The sequence below is a fragment of the Hyphomicrobium sp. genome (genome assembly GCF_035687085.1).
Taxonomy (GTDB): domain Bacteria; phylum Pseudomonadota; class Alphaproteobacteria; order Rhizobiales; family Hyphomicrobiaceae; genus Hyphomicrobium_B.
This window is the reverse complement of record NZ_DASRYS010000006.1, coordinates 13,798-31,224: the sequence shown is the minus strand read 5'-3', so window position 1 is coordinate 31,224 and position 17,427 is coordinate 13,798. Positions and strand designations below refer to the sequence as shown.

At 61.6% G+C, this 17,427-nt stretch carries 16 protein-coding genes; 9 read left to right on the top strand and 7 right to left on the bottom strand.

Features of this window, described 5'->3' with window-relative positions:
* Nucleotides 1–61: 61 nt before the first annotated feature.
* The 7 genes from mnmE (at nt 62) to coaA (ending at nt 7,432) form a co-directional block, all read left to right on the top strand.
* Nucleotides 62–1,375: a tRNA uridine-5-carboxymethylaminomethyl(34) synthesis GTPase MnmE gene (gene mnmE, locus VFG26_RS05285; RefSeq protein ID WP_325022967.1), complete on the top strand. Its 1,314-nt coding sequence runs from the start codon at nt 62–64 to the stop codon at nt 1,373–1,375.
* 137 nt (nt 1,376–1,512) lie between these two features.
* Nucleotides 1,513–3,528 (top strand): tRNA uridine-5-carboxymethylaminomethyl(34) synthesis enzyme MnmG, encoded by a 2,016-nt coding sequence (gene mnmG, locus VFG26_RS05280; RefSeq protein ID WP_325022966.1) that lies wholly within the window; start codon nt 1,513–1,515, stop codon nt 3,526–3,528.
* Nucleotides 3,528–4,184, top strand: coding sequence for a 16S rRNA (guanine(527)-N(7))-methyltransferase RsmG (rsmG, locus tag VFG26_RS05275; protein ID WP_325022964.1), 657 nt, complete (start codon nt 3,528–3,530; stop codon nt 4,182–4,184). Before mnmG ends, rsmG begins: the two co-directional genes overlap by 1 nt.
* Before the next feature lie 4 nt (nt 4,185–4,188).
* Nucleotides 4,189–5,034: a ParA family protein gene (locus tag VFG26_RS05270; RefSeq protein ID WP_325022962.1), complete on the top strand. Its 846-nt coding sequence runs from the start codon at nt 4,189–4,191 to the stop codon at nt 5,032–5,034.
* Nucleotides 5,035–5,098: 64 nt separating this feature from the next.
* Nucleotides 5,099–5,977, top strand: a complete 879-nt coding sequence (locus VFG26_RS05265; protein WP_325022960.1) for a ParB/RepB/Spo0J family partition protein — start codon at nt 5,099–5,101, stop codon at nt 5,975–5,977.
* A gap of 115 nt (nt 5,978–6,092) precedes the next feature.
* Nucleotides 6,093–6,422 (top strand): phosphoribosyl-ATP diphosphatase, encoded by a 330-nt coding sequence (locus VFG26_RS05260; protein ID WP_325022958.1) that lies wholly within the window; start codon nt 6,093–6,095, stop codon nt 6,420–6,422.
* A gap of 38 nt (nt 6,423–6,460) precedes the next feature.
* The gene (gene coaA / locus VFG26_RS05255; RefSeq protein ID WP_325023484.1) at nt 6,461–7,432 is read left to right on the top strand and encodes a type I pantothenate kinase; all 972 of its coding nucleotides are present in this window, start codon (nt 6,461–6,463) and stop codon (nt 7,430–7,432) included.
* A gap of 120 nt (nt 7,433–7,552) precedes the next feature.
* On the opposite strand, the gene VFG26_RS05250 is transcribed toward coaA, so the two are convergent.
* The 6 genes from VFG26_RS05250 to VFG26_RS05225 form a co-directional block, all read right to left on the bottom strand.
* Complete coding sequence (locus tag VFG26_RS05250) at nt 7,553–7,843, bottom strand: hypothetical protein (RefSeq protein WP_325022956.1); 291 nt, start codon at nt 7,841–7,843, stop codon at nt 7,553–7,555.
* Nucleotides 7,844–8,038: 195 nt separating this feature from the next.
* Nucleotides 8,039–9,037, bottom strand: a complete 999-nt coding sequence (locus VFG26_RS05245; RefSeq protein WP_325022954.1) for an adenosine kinase — start codon at nt 9,035–9,037, stop codon at nt 8,039–8,041.
* A 63-nt stretch (nt 9,038–9,100) separates the two neighbouring features.
* Nucleotides 9,101–10,147: a DNA polymerase III subunit delta gene (holA, locus tag VFG26_RS05240; RefSeq protein ID WP_325022952.1), complete on the bottom strand. Its 1,047-nt coding sequence runs from the start codon at nt 10,145–10,147 to the stop codon at nt 9,101–9,103.
* A gap of 40 nt (nt 10,148–10,187) precedes the next feature.
* Nucleotides 10,188–10,760, bottom strand: a complete 573-nt coding sequence (locus VFG26_RS05235; protein ID WP_325022950.1) for a hypothetical protein — start codon at nt 10,758–10,760, stop codon at nt 10,188–10,190.
* Nucleotides 10,747–13,371, bottom strand: coding sequence for a leucine--tRNA ligase (gene leuS / locus VFG26_RS05230; RefSeq protein WP_325022948.1), 2,625 nt, complete (start codon nt 13,369–13,371; stop codon nt 10,747–10,749). The genes VFG26_RS05235 and leuS overlap by 14 nt, the downstream gene beginning before the upstream one ends.
* 316 nt (nt 13,372–13,687) lie before the next feature.
* On the bottom strand, nt 13,688–14,092 hold the full coding sequence (locus VFG26_RS05225; RefSeq protein ID WP_325022946.1) for a heme-binding protein: 405 nt from the start codon (nt 14,090–14,092) through the stop codon (nt 13,688–13,690).
* A gap of 175 nt (nt 14,093–14,267) precedes the next feature.
* Here VFG26_RS05225 and VFG26_RS05220 point away from each other — a divergent pair, with 175 nt between their 5' ends.
* Nucleotides 14,268–14,948, top strand: a complete 681-nt coding sequence (locus VFG26_RS05220; RefSeq protein WP_325022945.1) for a YggS family pyridoxal phosphate-dependent enzyme — start codon at nt 14,268–14,270, stop codon at nt 14,946–14,948.
* 131 nt (nt 14,949–15,079) lie between these two features.
* Nucleotides 15,080–16,018: a hypothetical protein gene (locus VFG26_RS05215; protein WP_325022943.1), complete on the top strand. Its 939-nt coding sequence runs from the start codon at nt 15,080–15,082 to the stop codon at nt 16,016–16,018.
* A 10-nt stretch (nt 16,019–16,028) separates the two neighbouring features.
* Here VFG26_RS05215 and VFG26_RS05210 read toward each other — a convergent pair whose 3' ends face one another.
* Nucleotides 16,029–17,366, bottom strand: a complete 1,338-nt coding sequence (locus VFG26_RS05210; RefSeq protein ID WP_325022941.1) for a sorbosone dehydrogenase family protein — start codon at nt 17,364–17,366, stop codon at nt 16,029–16,031.
* Nucleotides 17,367–17,427 lie beyond the last annotated feature (61 nt).

Here is a 17,427-nt window from a genome sequence, read left to right as displayed (position 1 = left end):
TCGTTAGGAGGGTTTTCTGGATCGAGTTGCGGCAGGCCTCGTCAACGAGTACGCGAAGGCAATGAACGAGACTTCAACAATCTTCGCGCTTTCGAGCGCTCCGGGACGCGCCGGCGTCGCCGTCATTCGTGTATCGGGCCCTGCTGCTCTGACAGCTCTCGAGATGATGACGGGACCAGCGCCGAAACCCCGTTTCGCTGCCTACCGAACAATCAAGCACCCCAAGACCGGCGAGGCGCTCGATCGAGCCGTCGTCGTATGGTTCGCGGCACCGAAAAGTGAAACAGGCGAAGATGTCGTCGAGTTCCAGGTCCACGGCAGCCGCGCCGTCATCACCGGCGTCCTCTCAAGCCTCGGAGAGATTGCGGGGTGCCGCCTCGCGGAACCCGGCGAATTCGCCCGCCGCGCCTTCGAAAACGGCAAGCTCGACCTCGCGAAAATCGAAGGCCTGGCCGACCTCATCGATGCCGAAACGGAGGCCCAGCGCCGCCAGGCTCTCGCTCAGACCTCAGGCTCGCTATCGAAACTCTACGATGGTTGGCGCTCTCGGCTCATCGAGATCGCCGGACTAGTCGAAGCGGCCATCGACTTCTCCGACGAAGGCGATGTCTCGGCGTCGGCCTTCAACGAAGCGCGCAAACGCGGCGAAGTCCTGCAAAAGGAAATCAGCAAACATCTCGATGACGGGCATCGCGGCGAGATTCTCCGCGAAGGCTTCCGCGTCGCTCTTCTCGGCGCACCCAATGCCGGGAAGTCGAGCCTGCTCAACGCACTCGCCCGGCGGGATGCCGCGATCGTCTCGGCGGAAGCCGGCACGACCCGCGACGTCATCGAAGTTCACCTCGACCTCGCTGGCCTCCCCGTCATCGTCTCCGACACGGCCGGAATTCGCGAAGCATCGAGCGACATCGAGCGCGAAGGCATCCGGCGCAGCCTCGCTGCCGCCCGCGAGGCGGACTTGGTGCTGTGGCTCGCGGAAAGCCCGGAATCGGCTCTGCCCCCTAGCCTTTCACGTGAATTGAGCCTCGAAATCCGGTCGAAGCAGGATCTAGCGCCCGATTCCACGTTTGACGGCCTTTCCATCTCCGCCAAGACCGGGGCAGGTCTGGATCAGCTGATCGCCGAGATCGCCAAGCGCGCCAGCGAAGCTGTGGGGTCGGGCAACGAACCAGCCCTCACCCGTGCCCGGCACCGGCAAGCCCTGGAAAACGCGGTTAACGATATTGGTGAATTCCTTAACGGGCCCCCGGAGCCAATCGAGCTGCGGGCCGAGGACGTCCGCCGGGCCGCTCAGGCCCTGGGCCGCATCACCGGCCGGGTCGACGTGGAGGACGTTCTTGACCAAATTTTCAGTAGATTCTGCATCGGCAAGTGAGTCCAAAAAGTTTCACGTGAAATGATTCCCGGATTCGCAAGCCCCCAATTTCGAGACTCCTGTGGGCAACGTCTGGCGACATACCGCCTTTTGCGCGACCCCCGGATGCGCTAGGTCGTGGGCCCATGAGCAATGCCATGAACAGCACGTATGACGTCATTGTAGTGGGCGGCGGACACGCCGGAACCGAGGCAGCGGCCGCGGCAGCGCGCATGGGCGCGCGCACAGGGCTTGTCACCCATGCCTTCGCCACCGTCGGCGAAATGTCGTGCAATCCCGCCATTGGCGGCCTTGGCAAGGGCCATCTGGTCCGCGAAATCGACGCATTCGACGGTCTGATGGGCCGGGCTGCGGACGCCGCAGGCATCCAGTTCCGGCTTCTGAACCGCTCGAAAGGCCCTGCTGTCCACGGCCCTCGCACCCAGGCCGACCGCAAGCTTTACCGCCAGGCCATCCAGGCCGAAATCCGGGCAACCCCGAACCTGGACGTCATCGAGGGCGGGGTCGAGGATCTGATCGTTAACAACGGCCGGGTTCAGGGCGTAATCGCTGCCGACGGCCGCGCAATCCGGGCAGGCGCCGTCATCCTGACGACCGGCACCTTCCTCAACGGCCTCATCCATATGGGCGAGCAGAAGATCCCGGCCGGCCGCGCCGGTGAGGCTCCTGCCCTGAAGCTGTCCGACCGCCTCTATCGCCTGGGCCTGAAGCTCGGCCGCCTGAAAACGGGCACCCCCGCGCGCCTCGACGGCAAATCGATCGATTGGTCCGGCCTCGAGATGCAGCAGGCCGACGACGATCCGGTGCCGTTTTCCTTTCTGACCGAAGCCGTCACGACCCCGCAGATCGCCTGTGGGATCACCTATACGAACGAAGCGACGCACGAGATCATCCGGGCCAACCTTGCCCGTTCGCCCATGTATTCCGGCCAGATCGAAAGCATCGGCCCGCGCTACTGCCCTTCGATCGAGGACAAGGTCGTGCGCTTCGCCGACCGGGCTGCCCACCAGATTTTCCTCGAGCCCGAAGGCCTCGATGACGACACGGTCTACCCCAACGGCGTCTCGACATCGTTGCCCGTGGAAGTCCAGGAAGCCTTCCTGAAAACCATGCCGGGCCTGGCCAATGTCATCATCAAGCGCCCGGGCTACGCCATCGAATATGACTACGTCGACCCGCGCGAGCTGACCCCAGGTCTCGAAGTCAAACGCCTTCCCGGCCTTTTCCTGGCCGGTCAGATCAACGGCACGACCGGCTACGAAGAGGCTGGCGCCCAGGGTCTTCTCGCCGGCATCAACGCCGCCCTGACCGCAAGCCGGAGCCCTCGCGATTCAACCTTGAGTGATTCACGTGAAATGGATTCACATGAAACGGATTCACGTGAAACGAGCGCAGCTCGTGTCAAGGCGTTAGGAACGGATTCACGTGAAACAGCAGGGGTTTACGAACAGGATTCACGTGAAACGTACGCGGTTTCGCGCACCAGCGGCTATCTCGGCGTCATGGTCGATGACCTCATTACCCGCGGCGTATCCGAGCCCTACCGTATGTTCACCTCCCGCGCCGAATTCCGCCTGAAGCTCCGCGCCGACAACGCCGATCAGCGCCTGACGCCGGAGGGCATCGCCCTTGGCTGCGTTGGCCCCGAGCGCCGCCGGAAATTCGAGGCCAAAGCCAAAGCGCTCGCCGAAGGCATGGATCTCCTCAACCAGCTCTCCCTGACCCCAACGGAGGCCGCCCGCCACGGCATCACCGTCAATCGTGATGGCCGTCGGCGCAGCGCCTTTGACCTGTTGGCGTTCCCGGAAATCTCGCTGGATCGGCTGAAATCTGTCTGGCCCGAGATCGGCAACATCGAGCCCCGCATCGCCTCACAGCTGGAAGTCGATGCCCGCTATACCGCCTACCTCCGCCGTCAGGACGAGGACGTGGCCCAGCTGAAGCGGGACGAGGCTGTCAGCATCCCGGCCGACTTCGATTACGCGACCGTCCCGAGCCTCTCGGCCGAAATCCGGCAGAAGCTCGCCCGCCACCGCCCGGCGACCATCGCCCAGGCCGGCCGGATCGAAGGGATGACGCCTGCCGCGCTCCTGACCCTGCTCGCCCGGATCAAGACCGCCAAAAGCGGCAAAAGCGACCGTAAGAGCGCCTAATGGCTCCGGCCCGCATCGACACCCCGGAAGAGTTTCAGCGCCGCTTTGCGATTTCCGACGAAGTCCGCGCCAAGCTGGAAACCTACGCCAGCCTCCTGAAACGCTGGCAGAAAACCATCAACCTCGTCGCGCCAAGCACGCTGGACGAGGTCTGGCATCGCCATTTCGCCGACAGCGCCCAGCTCTGGAAGTACCGGCCGGAGAACGCCCGGACCTGGCTCGATCTCGGCTCTGGCGCCGGCTTCCCGGGCCTCGTCCTCGCCATCATGGCTTCCGAAACCGGCGGGACGCGGCACATACTGGTCGAGAGCGACAGCCGGAAGGCCGCATTCCTGCGCGAGGTCGCCCGCGAGACCCGCGTTGCTGTGGACATCATGTGCATGAGGATCGAAAATGCCGAGACTCACGCTAAGGTAGGCAAGGCCGACTGCGTGACTGCGCGCGCTCTTGCTCCACTCTCCCGGCTGGTCGAGATCGCGGCACCTTATTTTGCGTCTTCTACGCTTGGCATGTTCTTGAAAGGCCGCGATGTGGCGGCCGAGGTCGAGAACGCAGCTCAAGACTGGCAATTTGCCTTTGAGCTGATTCCAAGCGTTACGGAAGAGGCGGGCCGTGTTGTGTTGCTCAAAGCGTTGAAGCCAAGGATGGAGGGTTAAACCCGTGGCCGGCTACGTATCAGGCACGGGCGGCACGTACGCTGGGCCGCGTATCGTTGCTGTCTCCAATCAGAAAGGCGGCGTCGGCAAGACGACCACCGCGATCAATCTTGGCACGGCGCTCGCGGCCGTCGGCGAGCGCGTTCTCATTCTCGATCTCGACTCGCAGGGCAACGCTTCGACCGGCCTCGGCATCGATATCGAGCAGCGCTTCAAGACGACATTCGACATTCTGATCGGCAACGCCGCGATCGTCGACACCGTCCTGAAGACGGCGGTCCCAAACCTTTTCGTCGTCCCCGCGAACAGTGATCTCGTCGGCATCGACGCCGAACTCGCCAACGACCAGAACAAGCCTTTCAAACTCCGCGACGCGATCACCGCCATGATCGGCCATCAGCGCGCGCGCGATCCGAGCCAGCAGTTCACATATGTGCTGATCGATTGCCCGCCGTCGCTCAATCTGCTGACGCTGAACGCGATGTCGGCGGCGCATGCGGTCATCGTTCCGGTGCAGTGCGAATTCTTCGCGCTCGAAGGTATCTCGCAGTTGAAGGAGTCGATCGAGCAGATCCGCGCGACGCTCAATCCGAGCCTCGAGATCCAGGGCGTCGTGCTGACGATGCATGACCAGCGCACGTCGCTCTCGCGCGAAGTCGCGCAAAACGTCCGCGCCTTCTTCGGCAACAAGGTCTACGACACCGTCATCCCGCGCAACACGCGCATTGCCGAGGCGCCCTCGCACGGCAAGCCCATCCTTCTCTACGATTACGATTGCGCGGGCAGCCAAGCCTACATCCGCCTCGCGACCGAAATCATGGAACGCGAACGGCGCTTCAAGGCCGCCTGATCGCGCCCGCAAATTGACTGAGATTTTGCAGCTATAAACTGACTAGCAGGGGACGAAGAAGAAGATGAATTCCGTAGTGCCGAAGAGCCGCCTGGGACGTGGCCTTGCCTCTCTGATGGGAGATCCGGCACCTCTCGGACATCGCGTTCCCGCGGACGGCGAGCAGCGCATGGTCTCGATCGCCGAGGTCAAGTCGAGCCCGCTCAACCCGCGCAAGGACTTCCGCGACGACGAACTCGCTGAGCTGGCGGAGTCGATCCGTACCAAAGGTCTCGTCCAGCCGATCGTCGTTCGTCCCGACGGCATGGCTGGTGGCTATGAAATCGTCGCTGGCGAACGCCGGTGGCGCGCGGCCCAGAAGGCCGGGCTGCACACCATCCCCGTGATCATCCGGGAGTTGAGCGATCGCGAACTCCTCGAACTGGCGATCATCGAGAACGTCCAGCGTCAGGACCTGAACGCCATCGAAGAGGCCTCGGGCTATCGCGAGCTCGTCGAGCGCTTCGATTACAGCCAGGAGCAGCTCTCCGAAATCATCGGCAAGAGCCGCAGCCACGTCGCCAACACGCTCCGCCTTTTGAAGCTGCCGGCAGGTGTGCAGTCGATGGTGCAGCAGGGCCAGCTCACAGCCGGCCACGCCCGCGCTCTGATCGGCCGCGCCGATGCCGAGCAGCTGGCCCAGAAGATCATCGATGACAGCTTGAACGTCCGCGACGTCGAAGCGCTCGTCCAGCAGACCTTCGGCGAAGAGGGCCCGACAGGCGGTAATCGCCGCGCCCGCGACAAGGATGCCGACACTAAGGCGTTCGAGAAGGAACTGACGGATCTGTTGGGGCTGAAGGTCGAAGTTCGCCGCGGCTCGGGCGAAACCGGCACCCTCTCCATCCGCTACGGTAATTTCGACCAGCTGGACTACATCCGCCAACGTCTTGGCGGCGGTTGAGTTTTTAAGGTTTCTATCGCAGTTTTGAAGCCGCCGCTTGACCCTCTCGCGGCGGCTTGCTGCTGTGCGCGCCGTAAGGCTCGGGCGCTCGAGCCCAATCGCACGAGAAACGAAGATGTCTGAAGCAAATACGCTGGAGCGCCTGGCCGCGCTCGTCCACTCGCGGCGCAACGACACGAGCGGCAAGTCCTATACAACCCAGTTACTGACCGCCGGGCCCGAACGCTGCGCCAAGAAGTTCGGCGAAGAAGCCGTGGAGGCCGTCATCGCCGCAATAGGGCAGGACGAGGCCGCGCTGAAAGCAGAAGCAGCCGACGTGCTCTATCATCTTCTCGTGCTGCTCGAGTCCCGCAACGTCTCCCTGCAGGACGTGCTGAAGGTACTAGAAGGACGGATGGGCACGTCGGGCCTCGAAGAAAAAGCCTCAAGGACTCAGCAATCGTGAAAACACGCCCCACGCGCCGGCGAAAAACCAAGGCGCACATGCAGGCGGGTGATGCACCGCGCCGGCTAGAGGGCGTGCCCTTCTCTCCATACCGCGTCTTCACGCGTGAGGAGTGGGCGAGGCTGCGCGCCGACACGCCGATGACGCTGAAGTCTCACGAACTCGAGCAACTCTCCGGCATCATCGAAGAGCTGTCGGTCGACGAGGTCGAGCAGATCTATCTGCCGCTGTCGCGTCTTCTCAATCTCTACGTCGCAGCCGCACAGAAGCTGCATTCCGTCAGCTCGGAATTTCTTGGGCGCAAAGACACCAAAGTGCCCTTCATTATCGGCGTCGCCGGATCGGTCGCTGTCGGCAAAAGCACGACGGCACGTGTGCTGCGCGCGCTACTGGCGCGGTGGCCGGACCACCCGCGTGTAGACCTGATGACGACCGACGGCTTCCTCTATCCGAATGCGGAACTCGAACGCCGGGCCTTGATGGAGCGCAAAGGCTTTCCCGAAAGTTTCGATACTGAGCGCCTTCTGCGCTTCTTGGGAGACGTCAAATCCGGCGTCGCGCGCGTATCGGCGCCCGTCTACTCGCACTTCCAATATGACATTCTTCCCGGTCAGGAGGTGTATGTCGAGCAGCCCGACATCCTCATCATCGAAGGCCTGAACATTCTGCAGCCGGCCGAGATGCCCAAAGACGGCGGCACGATTCCGTTCGTGTCCGACTTCATCGATTTCTCGATCTATATCGATGCCGATCCGGCCGTCATCGAGAACTGGTATCTGACGCGCTTCATGCGTCTGCGAAGCACGGCGTTTCGCGATCCTGGCGCCTACTTCCACAAGTACGCAGCGCTTGCTCCGGACGAGGCGCGCCGCATCGCGCTGAAGCTATGGCGCGAGATCAACCTCAAGAACCTGGAAGAAAACATTCTGCCGACCCGCCGCCGCGCTCAGCTGATCCTGCAGAAGGGCGAAAGCCATCGGGTCGAGGCAGCCTCCCTCCGCAAGCTGTAATTGCTTGCGTCGGAGTAGGGCGCAAAAAAAGGACCGCCTGGGGAAAGCGGCCCTCTTGAGTGATCACAGGAAAGTTGAAAGGCGAATGGGCCCGAATAGGCCTGCTCTTTTGAAAAGGCCTTAGCGGCCGGGCTGCATCGCCTGAGGCGTCTGCTCGGAGGGACGCGTCGCAGTGGGTGCGGCCCCTCGAAGCTCTGTCGTAAGCTCAATGCGCGTCTTGGTCGTGAAGACCTTGTACTTGTCGCGCAGGCGGCGGATCGCCGATGGGTTTGAAAAACCCATCAACCGGATTGCGGTCGTCGGTCTCAATTCGGGGTGTACCCTCAGCAACTCGTCCAGCCGCGCGATACGATCGCTATCATCAATGCCGGTACCTTTCGGGCGGCCGCGGCGGACGGGAGTGTGGTGCATGGTGAGCGAACCTCGAAACGAAGCGATTCGTTGAATTCGAGATTGGGGGAATACATTCGCCAATTCCAGGGAGAATAAATTGGAATGCGAATTGGACTCGTTTCACCCCCTATTCATTCTCCCTAAGAACACCATTCAGTCAGTTCGGGTATTTCCAATTCTTTTCGAATGAGCCGCTGCAACGTTGGAACGGGCTCAGGTAATGAGCCCGTGTTGCTTTGCGAATTCGGCTAGCGAAACCGAAGGCCGGGCGCCTATGTGGCTGATGATTTCCGAAGCCGCGAGGCTTGCGAGTTTCCCGGCGATTTCGAGATCCAATCCCCGCGCATATCCAAATAGAAATCCAGCTGCATATAGATCGCCCGCCCCCGTCGTATCGACGACCTTTTCTACGGGATATGCCGGTATCGAAATCGTCTTATCTCCGCAGTGAATCTCGGAGCCTTTGCCACTGCGTGTCAGCACCGCGAGCTTGGCATCTTTCCGCGCGTTTTCCGCAGCAGTTTCGAATGAATCCGTCTGATAGAGAGATTTAATTTCGGCTTCATTGGCGAAAAGAATATCGATGCCCGAGCGAATAAGTTCGAGGAATTCTTCGCGATGGCGATCGACGCAAAAGCCGTCCGAAAGTGTAAGCGCAGTTTTGCGTCCAGCGTCCTTTGCAGCTTTCAATGCCGTCCGGAATGCAGCTTTTGCCTGCGGCTCGTCGAACAAATATCCTTCGAGATAAAGAATGGACGCAGCGCGTATCATTTCCAAATCGAGCTGCGTTTCACCGAGGCTCGTTGAGACGCCGAGGAACGTATTCATGGTGCGCTCGCCATCAGGCGTCACGAGAATGAGGCAGCGGGACGTCGGCGCCCCATCCGCAACGGCAGGCGCATTGAACGCCACGCCAATCGAGCGAATGTCGTGCGAAAAGACCTTTCCGAAATCATCGTTGGCGACAGTGCCAATGAATGCCGCGCGACCGCCGAACGAGGCGATGCCGGCAATCGTATTCGCTGCCGATCCTCCCGAGATCTCGGTCGCCGGGCCCATCGTCGAATAAATCTTCTCGACTTCAGCGGCGTTGACGAGGCGCATGCTGCCCTTCGCGAGGCCGTGGCCGGTGAGATAGGGATCGTCACATCGGCCGATGATATCGACGATCGCGTTTCCGATTCCGATGACGTCGTAACGCGTCTCAGTCATGTCGTCCCCCTTGCCAATTTGCGAGGCACTATAGGGGCGCAAGACGCGCTCGCAAGCTGGGTGCTAGCGGCCCCCGGCCGCAGCCGACGACATCGCTGCCATCGATGCGAGCGCTAAAATCAAGCGTTCCGCGATGACATCCTCCAGGTTGGACGAAAGACGGGCGGCCTTCGCTGCCTCTCCGATGCGCCGCAGCGCCTGGTCGAGCTTTCCGCGCGGCCAGCTGCGAACCTGACGCGAGAAGCTGTCCTTCTGTTTGAAGAACAACGGCGGGCGCATGTACTTCAGCGCATCGTCGAGCCGCATGCCCGCATCGACGTCGCTTCTGACCCGATGCAGCTTGAGGAAGTATCGCTGCACGATGAGGATGATCACCTGCGCATTCTCGCCCGAACCCAAAGCCCGGCCGAAGTCGCTGATCGCGTCCTTCGTGCGCCCTTCCGCTACGGCTTCCGCAATGCGTTCGAGCGCCAGCCCAGCCGCGTCGCCGACGAGGTTCTCGACATCCTCGTGCGTGATGGTCGGACGGCCGAGGCAGAACAGCGCAAGCTTCTCGATCTCCGCTCGCGACAGGGCGCGATCGGCGCCGAGCCGGCTCTGCAGCAAGGCGCGCGCGTCACCCTCGATCTTCAATGAGAAGGACGAAAGCACTTCCGAAATGAGCGTGTCGATGTCGGCGGCGCTGTCGGGATAGCAGGCAACGGCGTAGCAATGGGCCTGCGACTCAAACAGTGAGCGAAGGCTGTCGTCGGCTTTGAGATTGCCGGCTTCGACGACCAGCAAGCCCTCGAGCGGACCCGATGTCAGAAGCGGCTTCAGCAGGGTCGCTGAAACCTTCCGGCTCGCAACGGCGCGCACGACCCGCCGGCCGGAAAACATCGGCCGCGTCTGCAACTCAGTCTCGAGTCGGCCCGGATCCTCATCGAGTTCGGAGTCATCGAGCTTCAGGACCTCACCGGGCGGGTTTTCCCGCTCGGCCAGCTTCTTGGCGATCACCGCCGCGCGTTCGCTCACGAGGCCCGGATCCGACCCGTGAAACAGCACGGCCGCAAGATCGGCAGGCGGCGCCTTCAGGAAGGCTGGGGCTTGTTGTGGCTTGATCGCGACCATCGAAGTGCTCTTCCAGGGCTCGGGGCCCTAGATATCAGAGCTAGGCGTTCCCGGTGGACAAAACTGCGAGGAGCCGCGTCTGGATCTCCCGGCCGACAGTCTCGGCGGCGCGGTTCTCGGCGTTCTGGCGAGCCGAAACGTTGGCGAAGATGGAGGAAACGCGGTCAAACGAGGCGCGGCCGTAGCTCGTGCCGTGCGCAACGACCTTTTTGTCGGAGAGCCGGATGAGGCTGTAGGTGGCATCGATGCCGAAGATCTGGGTACCGGCGTTGGCGTTCTCGGCAACGAGCATCGACGTGACCGACTCGCGGATCGCGATGTCCAAACGATACTCCGGCTTCTTCTGAGCGCCGCCGCCGGTCGTCTGGTAGATCAGCTCGTTGCGAATGCGCTGACCGACGCGGCCCGGAATGGGAGCGATATCGACCGTTGCCAGCCGCTCGGAGACGTCATTGCCACCGAACATGGCCGAACCGTAGACGGGGCGAAAGCCACCGTCACCACACCCGGCCAGAGCGGAAAGGGCAAGGAAGGCTGAGGTCGCAAGGAGGCCACGCGCAACCCTCAGGCTGCACTTGCGCTGTCCCCCGAACCGCCCCTCAACCAACGACATTCACGATCCTCTGCGGAACGACGATCACTTTTTTCGGTGTCCGTCCGTCCAGCGCACGCACCACCGATCCAAGCTGCAAAGCCGCCGCTTCAACTTCCTCGGGCTTCGCACTGCGCGAAATCACGAGTTCGTCCCGTCGCTTACCATTCACCTGTACGGCAATGGTGACTTGATCGTCAACGAGCAGGTCGGCTTCCGGCGCTGGCCAAGGTTCATTAGCGACCAGCGTGTTGTATCCGAGCCGCGCCCAGCATTCTTCAGCCAAATGCGGCATCATCGGGCCGATCATCAAAATCAGCAGTTCACCGGCCTCCCGAACCGCCCAGGCGACGTCCGGACCGCGTTTCGGCAGAGCCGATTGAAGAACATTGGAGAATTCGTGGATGTTGGCCACGGCCACGTTGAAGCGCAACGCTTCGATGGCCCGGCCGACCGCATCGAGCGCCCGGTGCGCGGCCTTGCGAACCTCCAGGGCCTCGGGCCCGAAGGAAGCGGGTTTCGGACCTTTTTCGCCCGGGTGAGCCTCGGCAATTTCCTCGACAATCCGCCAGACGCGCTGGATGAAGCGGCCCGCGCCGGCCACCCCCGCTTCCGTCCAGATGACGTCCCGTTCGGGCGGGCTGTCGGACAGCATGAACCAGCGCGCGCAATCGGCGCCGTAATGGGAAATGATGTCGTCCGGGTCCACCAGGTTCTTCTTGGACTTCGACATCTTCTCGATGCTGCCGATGACGGCGGGCTTGCCCGTCGCGATCTCGATAGCTTGGCGATTGCCGCCTTCGCCCTCGAAGCGCACGTCGCTGGGCAGCAGCCACACCCCATCCTGAGACTTGTAGGTCTCATGGGTGACCATGCCCTGCGTGAAGAGCGCAGCGAAGGGCTCCCGCGTGTTCGTCGCGAATGACAAGTGCCCCGTATCGCACATCGCGCGCACGAAGAAGCGCGAATAGAGCAGGTGCAAAATCGCGTGCTCGATGCCGCCGATATATTGATCGACGGGCAGCCAGTAATGAGCCGCGTTTTGATCGACCGGCGTCTTGGCCTCGGGCGCCGTGAAGCGAACGAAGTACCACGACGAGTCGACGAACGTGTCCATCGTGTCGGTTTCGCGAACGGCGGGCTCACCGCAGACCGGGCAGTTGACGTGCTTCCACGTCGGATGCCGGTCGAGCGGATTGCCGGGCTTGTCAAACGTTGCGTCTTCCGGCAGCTCGATCGGAAGATCCTTCTCGGGCACCGGCACCGGCCCGTGCGTCTTGCAGTGAATGATCGGGATCGGGCAGCCCCAATAGCGCTGCCGCGAAATACCCCAATCCCGCAAGCGATAATTGACTTTTCTAGCGCCCTGCGGCCGCGAGCCGAGCGTCTGCTTTTCGAGGCGCTTTGCCGCTTCCTCGAAGGCAGCCGAGGTCGAAAGCCCGTCGAGGAAACGCGAATTGATCAGCGTGCCGTCGTCCACATAGGCCTTGTTCGTCAGCTCAAACGTCTCGGCATTTTCGCCGGGCGGCAGGATGACGGGCACCACGGGAAGATCGTAGCGGCGCGCGAAGTCCATATCGCGCTGGTCGCCGGAGGGGCAGCCGAAGATCGCGCCCGTGCCGTACTCCATCAGCACGAAATTGGCGACGTAAACCGGCAGCTCCCAGCTGTCGTCAAACGGGTGCACGGCGCGAATACCCGTATCGTAGCCGCGCTTTTCAGCCGCTTCGATATCGGCAACGGACGTGCCCATGCGCCGGCATTCCTCGCAGAATTCCGCGAGCTTGGGGTCTTTCTCAGCTGCCGCTTTCGCCAGCGGATGGTCCGCCGCGACGGCAAGGAAAGATGCACCGAACAGCGTGTCGGGACGTGTCGTATAGACTTCCAGTTCTTCGAAGGCGCCCGGCGCTGTGGTCTTGTTCAGCGCCCAGCGGACGAGCAGGCCTTCCGAGCGGCCGATCCAGTTCGCCTGCATCAGGCGCACCTTCTCCGGCCAATTGACGAGAGTATCGAGATCCTGCAGCAGCTCTTCCGCGTAATCGGTGATCTTGAAGAACCACTGCGTGAGTTCGCGCTGCTCGACGAGCGCGCCGGAACGCCAGCCGCGGCCCTCGATCACCTGCTCGTTGGCAAGCACTGTCTGGTCGACGGGGTCCCAATTGACCTTGGACGACTTCCGGTACGCGATCCCCTTTTTCAGGAAATCGAGAAACAGCTTCTGCTGATGCTTGTAGTAGGATGGCGAGCACGTCGCGATCTCGCGCGACCAGTCGAGCGACAGACCCATCGACTTGAGCTGCCCGCGCATCGTGTCGATGTTGGCGTAAGTCCAGGTGCCGGGATGGACTTTGCGCTCCATCGCGGCGTTTTCCGCCGGCATGCCGAACGCGTCCCAGCCCATGGGATGCAGCACGTTGAAGCCACGGGCGCGCTTGAAGCGCGCGACGACATCGCCCATCGCGTAGTTGCGAACGTGACCCATGTGGATGCGGCCCGACGGGTACGGGAACATCTCGAGCACGTAGGCCTTGGGGCGGCTGGGATCTTCCGAGGCGCGGAAGATCTCGGCCTTATCCCAGACGGTCTGCCAGTATTTTTCACGCTCGGCCGCGTTGTAACGTTCAGTGGCCATGGGCCCTTGGATCTCGTTCAAGAATTCGTGGAAAGGCGTAAAGAGCCCGAATGGTAAAGCCGGTCAAGTCGTCGGCCGAACATTAGCCCGGCGGCGGGGGCCAGGGGGTTCCCGGCGCCTCCCATCGGGCACACAACGGAAAGCCGCGTCAAGATTGCGGCAGCAACCTGAGGGCTGCGCCCGGGTCGCGGCAGGCAAAAGCCGGCCTTTGGGCCGCAGCGAAACGACTTCGCTTAAAAACAAAAGGAGCCGAAGCTCGGGGAGAATAGTGGATCGCGCGCCCCGGCAGAGCGCGCGATCCGTATTGACGTCTGTGTCAGCAGGTGTGCGCGCTGGCACCGGCCTCTGCCACGGTTTGATCCTGGACGCCGCTGCCGCCGGAAACGCCAATGGCGCCGATCACTTCGCCCTTCGAGTCCTTCAGCGGAATGCCGCCGGCAAAGATCATGACGCGGTCATGGTTCGAAACGTGAATGCCAAAGAACTGATCTCCCGGCTGGCTGTTCTCGGCCAGTTCCTTCGTCGAGATGTTGAAGGCCCGCGACGTGAACGCCTTGTTGATCGCGATGTTGATTGATCCGAGCCAGGCACCGTCCATGCGGATGTGCGAAATCAAGTTTGCGCCTTCGTCCACCACGGCGATGTTCATGGGCTGGCCGATTTCTTTGGCTTTCTTTTCTGCAGCGTCGATGATGCGGCGTGCGTCGGCGAGTTTCAGCATGGGGGATGCTCCTGACGTTTCTGATTGAGTGATGGGGCGAGCTAAATATGCGGACGTTAGCGAGGCCAGGCAATTCGTTGGCGCTTCTATATAGAGAGCCCGTGCGAAATTGCGACGCTTGTCCCTTTGTGGGGGGAGTGTCTATGGAAGCGGTCAACGCCACAGAGGAACGCGCGTGCAAGAGAACGAATACCAGGAAACCGCGGTTGACAGGTTAAAACGCGTAAACGAAGAAATTGTTGCGGCTGCGAAAGCCGCAGGCCGTGACGCGGATGAGATTGAACTCATAGCAGTCTCTAAGACCTTCGACGCCGATGCCATCCGGCCGGTCATCGTTGCGGGCCAGCGCGTGTTCGGTGAAAACCGCGTGCAGGAAGCCGAACGCAAGTGGCCCGCGCTGCGCGCAGAATTCCCCGACGTCAAATTGCATCTCATCGGTCCGCTGCAATCGAACAAGGCCAAGGAAGCCGTCGGCTTTTTCGATGCCATTCACAGCATCGACCGGGAAAAGATCGCGCGCGCCATCGCCGATGAAATGGCGAAGCAAGGCCGCAAGCTCGATCTCTTTGTTCAGGTCAACACCGGCGAGGAGCCCCAAAAGGCCGGCATCATGCCGCGCGAAGCTCCTGCCTTCGTCACGTTCTGCCGTGAGGATCTGAAGCTCGATATCAAAGGCCTCATGTGTATCCCTCCGGTTGATGAAGAGCCGGCGGTGCATTTCGCCTTCCTCGCCAAGCTCGCGCGCGAACTGGGCCTTCAAGGTCTCAGCATGGGCATGAGCAGCGACTACGAAGCGGCGATCGCACTGGGCGCAACACACGTGCGCGTCGGCTCCGCCATTTTCGGCGGCCGCTGATCGATCTTTCCACGGCAATTTTGCTCGCCACCGCAGTGCTGCGCGAACCCGGTGCTAGGGTCCCAGAAGTGATTCGCCTGAGGATAGGTCCTTGAGGCGTGAGCGTTGACGCGCGCGAGGTAGCCCACCCGATGACTGCATCTGCTCAGAAGAAAGATCCGGCCGAAGCTGAAGCCAACGCAGCTGCTGCGGAAGCAGCGGCCGTTGCACGCGCAGAAGTGCTGGAGCAGGCGAACAAGGAAGAAACCTCCAAGGCCAAGGCCGCAGTGACGAAGCTCGAGAAGGGCAAAGCGGACGCAACAAATGCGGCGCGCAAAACCTGGCACGCCTTCAACGTCGATGTTTGGCTGACGCCGTTCAATTCCATCGAGTTCGGCTTCTGGAAGAGAGATCGCAATCGCGGCAAGTCGCGTCAGTTCACGACCGACATGGATGTTTTTGCCGAGATCACCGAGAACGGCGAGCGCACGGGCGTGCTCGGCTATCGCAAGGAACTCTGGAAAGACGCGACCGGAATGGACAAGCGTCTCGTCCTCAAGCTGTTCTCCGAAACGCTGAACTGGAAGGCGAGCATGGACATGATGCTCGCGCGGTCCGTTCAGCAAACGCTCGGCGCCCGTGGCCTGCCGGTAATGTCCTATTCCGTCAACACAAGCCCCGACGATTTCATCGTCTACGTTGAACGCTCGGCGAACAAGTGGCCGCTCATGCCGGAGAATTTCTCGTTCTTCTTGATGGATAGCGGCGAGCCGAAATTCTATCGCTTCCGGCGTGATTTCATCAATCTCGGCGGCGATTACACCTTGATCGACCAGCGCGGCGAACGTGTCGGCCACATCGATGGCGCCATCCTGACAATCGGCGGCAGATGGCGGTGCAAAATTCGCGGCGACCACGCCGATCCGCGCCTGCTGATGGTGATGAAGCTTTTCACCGGCATGATCGCATTCAACGGCGAAGCCCGCCGCCACGTCAAAAAATTGGCCGGCGATATTCGTGCCGGGCGGTTGAAGCCCGGCATTCAGCGCCAGGAATCCGACCTCTATATGAATCCGCGCCGCGTTCGCTGACGCAAAATTTTCATTCCGCGCGCTCAGCCGTCCGCCCAGAGGCTGACACCCGCCAGATGGTGTTGCCCACATCATCGGCAACGAGCAGCGCGCCATCGTTGCCGATGGCAACGCCGACCGGACGGCCGCGAGCCTGGCCATCGCTATCAAGAAAACCTGTCAGCACATCTTCCGGCGGCCCGGAAGGTTTGCCATTCGCAAACGGGATGAAAATCACTTTGTAGCCGCTGGGCGCGCTGCGGTTCCAGGAACCGTGCTGACCGACGAACGCGCCTTGCGCGAACCGCGACGGCAGCGATTTGTCGGATGAGAACGTAAGCCCAAGTGACGCTGTGTGCGCACCGAGTGCGTAATCCGGCATGATCGCTTTTTCGACTTTCTCGGGGTCTTCGTCCTTTATGCGCGGATCGAGGTGCTGCCCGAAGTAGCTATAGGGCCAACCATAAAATCCGCCGTCGCGAACCGATGTCAGATAATCGGGAACGAGATCGTCGCCCAGTTCATCGCGCTCATTGACGACGGTCCAAAGCGTATTTGATGTCGGCTCCCACGCCATGCCGTTGGGATTGCGCAGGCCCGTCGCAAACGGCCGGGTTGTTCCGGACTTCGGATCGATCTCCAGAATGCGCGCGCGATCCTCTTCCTTGTCGAGGCCATTCTCGCCGGCATTGCTATTGGAGCCAACCGTCACATAAAGCTTCGAGCCATCGGGGCCGGCGATGACATTCTTCGTCCAGTGATGATTGAGGGCGCCGCCCGGAAGATCCGCGACCTTCACGGGCGCCGCCGTGATTGTCGTGTCGCCAGACTGATAGGGAAACTTCAACAGCTTGTCGGTGTCGGCGACATACAAGTCATTGCCGGCCAGCGCCATGCCGAACGGCGAATGCAAATTTTCCAGGAAGACTGACTTTTCTTCCGCCGATCCGTCCGGCTTCAAGCCGCGCAGCAAAGTAATGCGATCCGCGCTCGGAGCCTTCGCGCCTGCCCGTTTCTGGAAAAGCTTTTGGAACCAGGCTTTGATGCCTTTGCTGTCTTCGGGGCGCTTTGGTCCGTTCGTCTCCGCTACAAGCACATCTCCGTTCGGCAGAACGTAGAGCCAGCGCGGATGCTGGAGATCTGTCGCATAGGCAGTCGCAGCAAGATCAGCCGGAGTCGAAGGCTTCTCGCCCTTTGGCCAGCCCACGGCTGGAGCCACCTTGATCGTTGGAAGGAGATTGGATTGCGGTGCCGGAAGATCCGGATTGGGACCGAAGCCCGGAGGCATCGCGTCCGCGGCGAAAGCAGAGATGAGCGAAACGCCCAACAAACCCGTGCCTGCAATGAATATGAGCGAGCGCAAAAGCATCGGCCCTCCTGATCGGCTGCGTGTGGCCTGACCGGGTCGTACGTTTTGCGAACGAGAAAGT